The following is a 7,880-nucleotide window of genomic DNA, read 5'->3' as shown; positions in this document are numbered from 1 at the left end:
CCTCCTCCGGCGCGCGGTGCTGGCGAAACACCCGGTCGAAGTGCACCTCTGCCTCGCGCGCCGCAGCCGCGCCGTGGTAGCGCTCGACCAGCCGCGCAGCGAGGGCGGCCTTCACGTCGCGCGGGTTCTCGCGCCCGGCGTCCATCGCGGCGACGCGTTCGGCGAGCCCCCACTCGCGCCGCGCCAGGAGCTTCACCCAGCGCGGCAAGAGCGCGTCGGGGATCGACATGGTCTTGCCGTAGATCTCGTTCGGCGGCTCGCGGATGCCGATCGCGTTGCCGAGTGACTTCGACATCTTCTCGCTGCCGTCGGTGCCCTCGAGCAGCGGCACCGTCATCACGATCTGCGGCTCCTGCCCGTACGCGCGCTGGATCTCGCGGCCCAGCAACAGGTTGAAGAGCTGGTCGGTGCCGCCCAGCTCGACGTCGGCGCGCAGCGCGACCGAATCGTAGGCCTGCACCAACGGGTACAGGAACTCGTGGATCGCGATCGGCGTCTCGCTTTGGAAGCGCCGCTTGAAATCGTCGCGCTCGAGCATGCGCGCCACCGTCTGCTGCGACGCCAGGCGGATGAAGTCCGAGGGCGGCATCGCGTCCATCCACTCGCTGTTGTAGCGCAGCTCGATCTTCGTGCCGTCGAGCACGGCGCTCACCTGCTCGACGTAGGTCTCGGCGTTCTTCTTCACCGAGTCACGAGTGAGTGGCGCGCGCGTCTTGTTGCGCCCGGTCGGGTCGCCGATCATGGCCGTGAAGTCGCCGATCAGGAAGATGATCGTGTGACCCAGCTCCTGCAGCTCGCGCAGCTTCTCGAGCGGCACCGTGTGACCCAGGTGCAGGTCGGGCGCCGACGGGTCGCAGCCGTACTTCACGCGCAGCGGCTTGCCGCGCGAGAGCCGCGCCTCGAGCTCGGGCTCGGCGACCAGGTCGACGACGCGCTCGCGGAAGGGCGCGAGCTCCGCCGAGATCTTCACGACGGCGCGCGCCCGGGAAGCAGATGGAACTGGTCGGTCACGACCGCGTCCATGCGCACGTCCCAGGGGTCCTCGGGCAGCTCGTCCACCACACGATCGGCGTAACAAATTCCGATCACCATCGCATTGGAGCCTTTGCGCGCGAGCAGGCGGTCGTAGTGTCCGCCGCCGCGGCCCAGCCGGCGCCCCGCCCGGTCGAACACCTGACCTGGAACCAGGAAGAGATCGACCTCGGCGGCCGGCACGCGCTCGGGCCGGGCGACGTCGGGCGCGAGCTCGAGCTCCGGCCCCACGACCACCGGGTACAGCACGCGCTTGGCCAGCTCGCGCAGGCGGCGCGCGACCGCCTCGAGCGGCACCTCGTCGCCGATCGCCTGATACAGGGCGATCGTCTCGGCGCGCTGGAGCGCCGGCATGCGCAGCACGCGCTCGACCGCGGCGCGCGCCGCTCCCGACCGATCGTGGCCGCGCCGGCCCCGGAACTGCGCGCGCAGTGCGGCCTTCCGCTCACTCACCCTGAGCGGAGTCGCACAGCTCGATCAACGCCTGCACGCGCTCGCGTGGCACCACGACCATGTCGCGGCGGCGCAAGAGCTCGCTCGCGATGTTGAGCGCCGCGAGCACCGACGCGTCTTGCGTGTCGGGCGTGGTCCGCCGGACCTCGCGCAGCACGGAGTCGACGTACGCGGCCACGGCCTCCAGGTGCTCCTGCTCGGCGTCCGTCCGCACGCGGTACTCGCGGTCGAGGATCTTGATCACCGCGCTCCGGCCACCGTTCGAGCCGTTGCCGTGCATCACTCCGCCGCCTCGGCGCCCTGGTCCTGCGCTGCCATGAGCGCGTCGACCCGCTGGATCAGCGCATCGATCCGGGCGACGAGCTCGTCGCGCGCCCGTTCGCTGGCCGCGAGCTTGGCGTCGAGCTCGACGATTCGCCGGTCGCGCACCGAGAGCGCCTCGCGCAGCTCGCTCACGGCGCGCTGCGTCGCGCGCTGCCGATCGACCAGGCGCTCCACCCGGTGGCTCAGCACCTCCAAGAGGTCGTCGTCGAGCACGGCCCGACGGCGCGCGCCCGCGCTCTTGGGCTCGAAGGTAGCCTCGAACAGGTCCGCGGATTCGTTGATCACGACCGCCATCCCCCGCGCATTCCCGCGCATTCTGCGCACCAGTACAGTCACTTGGGGGGTTAGCGGCATGGTTCACCGGCAGGAGCGCGCCGTCAAGCAGGTCGCTGCGAGAAAATCGAACCCTCGCACCGGCTTCCGGCGCTTCTCGCACCCGCTGCTTCCCGAAGTTGCACCCGGGCCCTTCTTGCTTGACACGCTTTTGCGGGTTCCGCTAGCCTAGCTCTCGTCAAAATCCCCGGAAAATCGCGCACTTCCGAGTGAGTCCTCCCTTCGCTGATGTGATCCAGGTCTCAATGTCTCAACGGGTGGGACACTCGGAAACGGAATCTCGGGAGTGGGATCCCACGTGTAGCGACTCGGCGGGCTTGATCTCCGGGGGCGCCCCCTCTTCCGGCGGATCCGAGCGCAAGCGACGGATCGGCCGCAGCGGCGGCGTCTCGCACGGCGCGCATGCGCTCGGAGTGTGTGCGAGGAAACGCGAATGAACGATCCGAACGTACCCGAGCGGCAGGGCCTCTACGATCCGCGCTTCGAGCACGACGCCTGCGGCGTCGGGTTCGTGTGCAACATCGACGGCCGCGCGTCTCACGAGATCATCCAGCGCGGCTTGCAGGTGCTGGTCAATCTGACGCACCGCGGCGCGACCGGCTCGGACGCCGAGACCGGCGACGGCGCGGGCATCCTCATGCAGGTGCCGCACGCGTTCCTCGAGCGCGAGTGCGCGAGCCTGGGCATCCGGCTGCCCGAGCCCGGTGAGTACGGCGTCGGCGCCGTGTTCCTGCCGCAGGACCCGAGTGACCGCGAGCGCTGTGAGTCGACCATCGAGCGCATCGTCGGTGAAGAGGGCCAGCATCTGCTCGGCTGGCGCGACGTGCCCGTCCATCCGGAGCACATCGGCGAGGCCGCGCGGCGCGCCATGCCGCGCATCCGGCAGTTCTTCGTGCTGCGCGGGAGCGGGCTCGACACCGAGAGCTTCGAGCGCAAGCTGTTCGTGGTGCGCAAGCGGGTCGAGAACTCACTGCGCGAGGCGGGCGTGCGCGGCTTCCACGTGCCGAGTCTCTCCAGCCGCACGCTGGTCTACAAGGGCCTCCTGCTCGCGCACCAGGTGAAGCGCTTCTATCCCGACCTCGCCGATCCCGCGATCGAGAGCGGGCTGGCGCTCGTGCACCAGCGCTACAGCACGAACACCTGGCCGACCTGGAACCTCGCGCACCCCTACCGCTATCTGTGTCACAACGGCGAGATCAACACCGTGCGCGGCAACCACAACTGGATGCGCGCGCGCGAGGCGATCATCCGCTCCGGTGTCTGGGGCGAGGACATCGACAAGCTGTTCCCGATCATCTCGGCGGGCGGCTCCGACTCGGCCATGCTCGACAACGCGCTCGAGTTTCTCGTGCTGTCGGGCCGCGACCTGCCGCACGCCATGATGATGCTCGTGCCCGAGGCGTGGGACCGCGACCCGCTGATGCGCGACGAGAAGAAGGCCTTCTACGAGTACCACCAGTGTCTGATGGAGCCCTGGGACGGCCCGGCGTCCATGTGTTTCTCCGACGGCATCCGCATCGGCGCGGTGCTCGACCGCAACGGCCTGCGCCCCTCGCGCTACTGGGTCACGAAAGACGGCTTCGTGGTCCTGTCCTCGGAGTGCGGCGTGCTGCCGATCAACCCCGAAGACGTGCGCTACAAGGGCCGGCTGCAGCCCGGGCGCATGCTGCTGATCGACACCGGCGAAGGCCGCATCATCCCCGACGAGGAGCTGAAGGCCTACTACGCGCGCCGCCGCCCCTACCGCGAGTGGCTGCGCGCCAACCTGGTGAAGCTCGGCGACCTCGCCGCGCGCAACGCCAGCCCCGAGCGCGACGGTGAGTCCGACCGGCTCACGCGCCAGAAGCTGTTCGGCTACACGCTCGAGGACCTGCGCATCCTGCTCTCGCCCATGGCCGCGACCGGCGGCGAGGCCGACGGCTCGATGGGCAACGACACGCCGATCGCCGCGCTGTCCGAGCGCCCGCAGATCCTGTTCAACTACTTCAAGCAGGTGTTCGCGCAGGTCACGAACCCCTCGATCGACTCGATCCGCGAAGACAGCGTGATGTCGCTGATCTCCACGCTGGGACCCGAGCGCAACATCCTCGAGGAGACCCCGGAGCACGCGCGCCTGCTCGAGCTTGAGCAGCCGATCCTGTCCGCGGCGGAGCTGGAGAAGATCCGGCAGATCGACCACCCGTGGCTGCGCGCCGCGACGATCGAGACCGTGTTCGACCTGCCCGAGGGCGAGTCACTCGACGACGCCGAGCGCGCGCTGCGCCAGGCGCTCGACCGCATCCGCGACGAGGCCGCCGCGGCGGTGCGCGGCGGGGCGTCGATCCTGGTGCTGTCCGACCGCGCGGCGGGCCGAACGCGCGCCGCGGTGCCGAGTCTGCTCGCGACCTCGGCCGTGCACCACCACCTGTGCCGCGAAGGCCTGCGCATGCGCTGCGGGCTCGTGGTCGAGACGGGCGAGGCGCGCGAGGTCGCGCACTTCGCGCTCCTGATCGGCTTCGGCGCGGCCGCGATCCACCCCTATCTCGCGTTCGAGTCGGTGGCGCAGCTGGTCCAGGACCGCACCTGGGTGCCCGCGGAGCTCACCGCCGACAAGGCCCAGTACAACTACGTGAAGGCGATCGGGAAGGGCCTGCTCAAGATCTTCGCCAAGATGGGAATCTCCACGCTCGCGAGCTATCGCGGCGCGCAGATCTTCGAGGCGGTCGGCATCTCGGAGCCGGTGGTGCGCGAGTTCTTCACCGACACCTCGACCCGGATCGGCGGAGTCACTCTGGGCGTGCTGGCGCGCGAGGCGCTGCTGCGGCACGAGAGCGCCTATCCGCACGAGATCCACCCGGAGCACGAGCTCGACATCGGCGGCGAGTACCAGTGGCGGCGCGGCGGCGAGAAGCACCTGCTCAACCCGCAGACCATCCACCGCCTGCAGAACGCGGTGCGCCGCAACGACGCGAGTCAGTACCGCGACTACGCCAAGTCGATCAACGACCAGAGCCGCGAGCACTACACGATCCGGGGCCTCCTGCGCTTCAAGGGCGGCGCCACGCCGCTGCCGATCGAAGAGGTCGAGCCGGCCAGCGAGATCATGAAGCGCTTCTGCACCGGCGCCATGAGCTTTGGCTCGATCAGCGCCGAGGCCCACGAGACGCTCGCCATCGCCATGAACCGCATCGGCGGCAAGTCGAACAGCGGCGAGGGCGGCGAGGACCCGAAGCGCTTCACGCCCGACCCCAACGGTGACTGGCGGCGCAGCGCCATCAAGCAGGTCGCCTCGGGCCGGTTCGGTGTCTCGAGCTGGTATCTCGTGAACGCCGACGAGCTGCAGATCAAGATCGCCCAGGGCGCGAAGCCCGGCGAAGGCGGCCAGCTCCCGGGTCACAAGGTGAACCGCTGGATCGCGCGCGTGCGCAACGCCACGCCGGGCGTCGGCCTGATCTCGCCGCCGCCGCACCACGACATCTACTCGATCGAGGACCTGGCACAGCTCATCCACGACCTGAAGAACGCCAATCCCAAGGCCGACATCTCGGTGAAGCTCGTGTCGGTCTCGGGCGTGGGCACGATCGCGGCGGGTGTCTCGAAGGGCCACGCCGAGTCGGTACAGATCGCCGGCTTCGAGGGCGGCACCGGCGCCTCGCCACTCACTTCGATCAAGCACGCCGGCGTGCCCTGGGAGATCGGCCTGGCGGAGACCCAGCAGGCGCTGGTCATGAACGACCTGCGCGGGCGCATCCGCGTGCACACCGACGGCCAGCTGCGCACGGGCCGCGACGTGGTGATCGGCGCCATGCTCGGGGCCGACGAATTCGGCTTCGGCACGATCGCCTTGGTGGCACTGGGCTGCATCATGATGCGCGTGTGTCACTTGAACACCTGCCCGGTCGGGGTCGCGACCCAGAACGAGCAGCTGCGCAAGAAGTTCACCGGTGACCCGGAGCACGTGGTGCGCTTCCTGCGCTTCGTCGCGGAAGAGGTGCGCGAGATCCTGGCGTCGCTGGGCGTGCGCAAGCTCGACGAGGTGATCGGGCGCCCCGACCTGCTCGAGGCGGATCCCGAGATCCGGCACTGGAAGCTGCCGAACGGACTCGACTGGAGCGCGATCCTGCGCCGGCCCGTGCCACCCTACGAGGGCGTGGCGATCCGCCGCGTGTGCGGCCAGCAGCACGGGCTCGAGAAGGCGCTCGACATCGAGCTGTTGCGGCTGTGCCGGCCGGCGATCGAAGACATGCAGCCGGTCGAGCTGTCACTGCCGATCCGCAACGTGAACCGCACCGTGGGCACGATGCTCGGCTCGGCCGTGTCACTCAAGCACGGGCTCGAGGGCCTGCCGGACAACACGATCCGCGTGCGCTTCACCGGCAGCGCCGGCCAGAGCTTCGGCGCGTTCCTGCCCAAGGGAATCACGCTCACGCTGGCGGGCGACGCCAACGACTACTGCGCGAAGGGTCTCTCCGGCGGCCGCGTCGTGGTGTTCCCGCACCCGGAGTCGACCTTCGACCCGGCGCAGAACATCGTGATCGGCAACGTCGCGCTCTACGGCGCGACCGGCGGCGAGGCGTTCTTCTGCGGCGTCGCGGGCGAGCGCTTCGGCGTGCGCAACTCGGGCGCGCGCGCGGTGGTCGAGGGCGTGGGCGACCACGGCTGTGAGTACATGACGGGCGGGCGCGTGGTGGTGCTGGGCGGCGTGGGCCGCAACTTCGCCGCGGGCATGAGCGGCGGCATCGCCTACGTGCTCGACCCGCAGCACTCCTTCGCCGAGCTGTGCAATCCCGGCACCGTGGACCTCGAGCGCGTCGAGACCGAGGCCGACGAGCGCGAGCTGCGCGACCTCGTCGAGGCGCACTTCCGGCACACGCGCAGCGAGCGCGCCGAGCAGGTGCTCGAGAAGTGGGCCACCACCCTGCCCCACTTCGTGAAGGTGTTCCCGCGCGAGTACAAGCGCGCGCTCATGGGCATCGAGTTCGGAAAAGAGAGCTACTGATGGGCAAGGTCACGGGCTTTCTCGAGCTGGGGCGCAAGACGCCCGGAAAGCGCGCCGCCAACGAGCGCGTCGGCGACTATCTCGAGATCTACGCCGACCCGCCGGAGGAGTCGATCCGCGCCCAGGCCTCGCGCTGCATGGACTGCGGCGTGCCGTTCTGCAACAGCGGCTGCCCGCTGGGCAACATCATCCCGGACTGGAACGACCTCGTGTACCGCGGCAAGTGGCGCGAGGCGCTCGACCGGCTGCACCGCACGAACAACTTCCCGGAGTTCACCGGCCGGATCTGTCCTGCGCCCTGTGAGTCGGCCTGCGTGCTCGGCATCAACGACGACCCGGTCACGATCGAGTTCATCGAGAAGACCATCGCCGAGCGCGGCTTCGCCGAGGGCTGGGTCACTCCCGAGCCGCCGGCCACGCGCACCGGGCGCAAGGTCGCGGTCGTGGGCTCCGGCCCCGCGGGCCTGGCGGCGGCGCAGCAGCTGAACCGCGCGGGTCACTGGGTCACCCTGTTCGAGAAGAAGGACCGCGTGGGCGGCCTGCTGCGCTACGGCATTCCCGATTTCAAGCTCGAGAAGTGGACGGTCGACCGGCGCGCCGAGCTGATGATCGCCGAGGGCGTGCAGGTGCGGACCGGCGTGCACGTCGGCAAGGACGTCTCCGGCCCCGAGCTGCTGCGCGAGTTCGACGCGGTGCTGCTCACGGGCGGCGCCGAGTCACCGCGCGATCTCAAGGTGCCCGGGCGCGACCTCGAGGGCGT

The 7,880-nt window shown here is 69.8% G+C and carries 6 protein-coding genes; 2 read left to right on the top strand and 4 right to left on the bottom strand.

The window, feature by feature from the left end; all coding sequences use genetic code 11:
- From tyrS to VMR86_09020, 4 genes are all read right to left on the bottom strand, one after another.
- On the bottom strand, positions 1 to 970 hold a 970-nt coding region (gene tyrS / locus VMR86_09035), incomplete at its 3' end, for a tyrosine--tRNA ligase (GenBank protein ID HTO07189.1).
- Positions 967 to 1,485 carry a 5-formyltetrahydrofolate cyclo-ligase gene (locus VMR86_09030; protein ID HTO07188.1) on the bottom strand — a complete coding sequence of 173 codons (519 nt, stop codon included), beginning with the start codon at positions 1,483 to 1,485 and terminating at the stop codon, positions 967 to 969. The genes VMR86_09030 and tyrS, both read right to left, overlap by 4 nt.
- The gene (locus VMR86_09025) at positions 1,478 to 1,765 is read right to left on the bottom strand and encodes a cell division protein ZapA (protein ID HTO07187.1); all 288 of its coding nucleotides are present in this window, start codon (positions 1,763 to 1,765) and stop codon (positions 1,478 to 1,480) included. Before VMR86_09025 ends, VMR86_09030 begins: the two co-directional genes overlap by 8 nt.
- A complete protein-coding gene (locus VMR86_09020; GenBank protein HTO07186.1) occupies positions 1,765 to 2,103 on the bottom strand; it encodes a hypothetical protein in 339 nt (112 codons plus the stop codon). Before VMR86_09020 ends, VMR86_09025 begins: the two co-directional genes overlap by 1 nt.
- 472 nt (positions 2,104 to 2,575) lie before the next feature.
- Here VMR86_09020 and gltB point away from each other — a divergent pair, with 472 nt between their 5' ends.
- The gene (gltB, locus tag VMR86_09015) at positions 2,576 to 7,120 is read left to right on the top strand and encodes a glutamate synthase large subunit (protein HTO07185.1); all 4,545 of its coding nucleotides are present in this window, start codon (positions 2,576 to 2,578) and stop codon (positions 7,118 to 7,120) included.
- The coding region (locus VMR86_09010) for a glutamate synthase subunit beta (GenBank protein HTO07184.1) at positions 7,120 to 7,880 on the top strand (761 nt) is incomplete at its 3' end. The genes gltB and VMR86_09010, both read left to right, overlap by 1 nt.

Source organism: Myxococcota bacterium, from assembly GCA_035498015.1.
GTDB lineage: Bacteria > Myxococcota_A > UBA9160 > SZUA-336 > SZUA-336 > VGRW01.
Note: the sequence above shows the minus strand (reverse complement) of the source record. Positions and strands in the feature narration are given on the sequence as shown.

What these genes read in the sequence shown, in the direction of transcription:
- VMR86_09025 (HTO07187.1), bottom strand. Translation starts at nt 1,765, where the DNA reads ATGCACGGCAACGGCTCGAACGGTGGCCGGAGCGCGGTGATCAAGATC.
- VMR86_09020 (HTO07186.1), bottom strand. Translation starts at nt 2,103, where the DNA reads ATGGCGGTCGTGATCAACGAATCCGCGGACCTGTTCGAGGCTACCTTC.
- gltB (HTO07185.1), top strand. Translation starts at nt 2,576, where the DNA reads ATGAACGATCCGAACGTACCCGAGCGGCAGGGCCTCTACGATCCGCGC.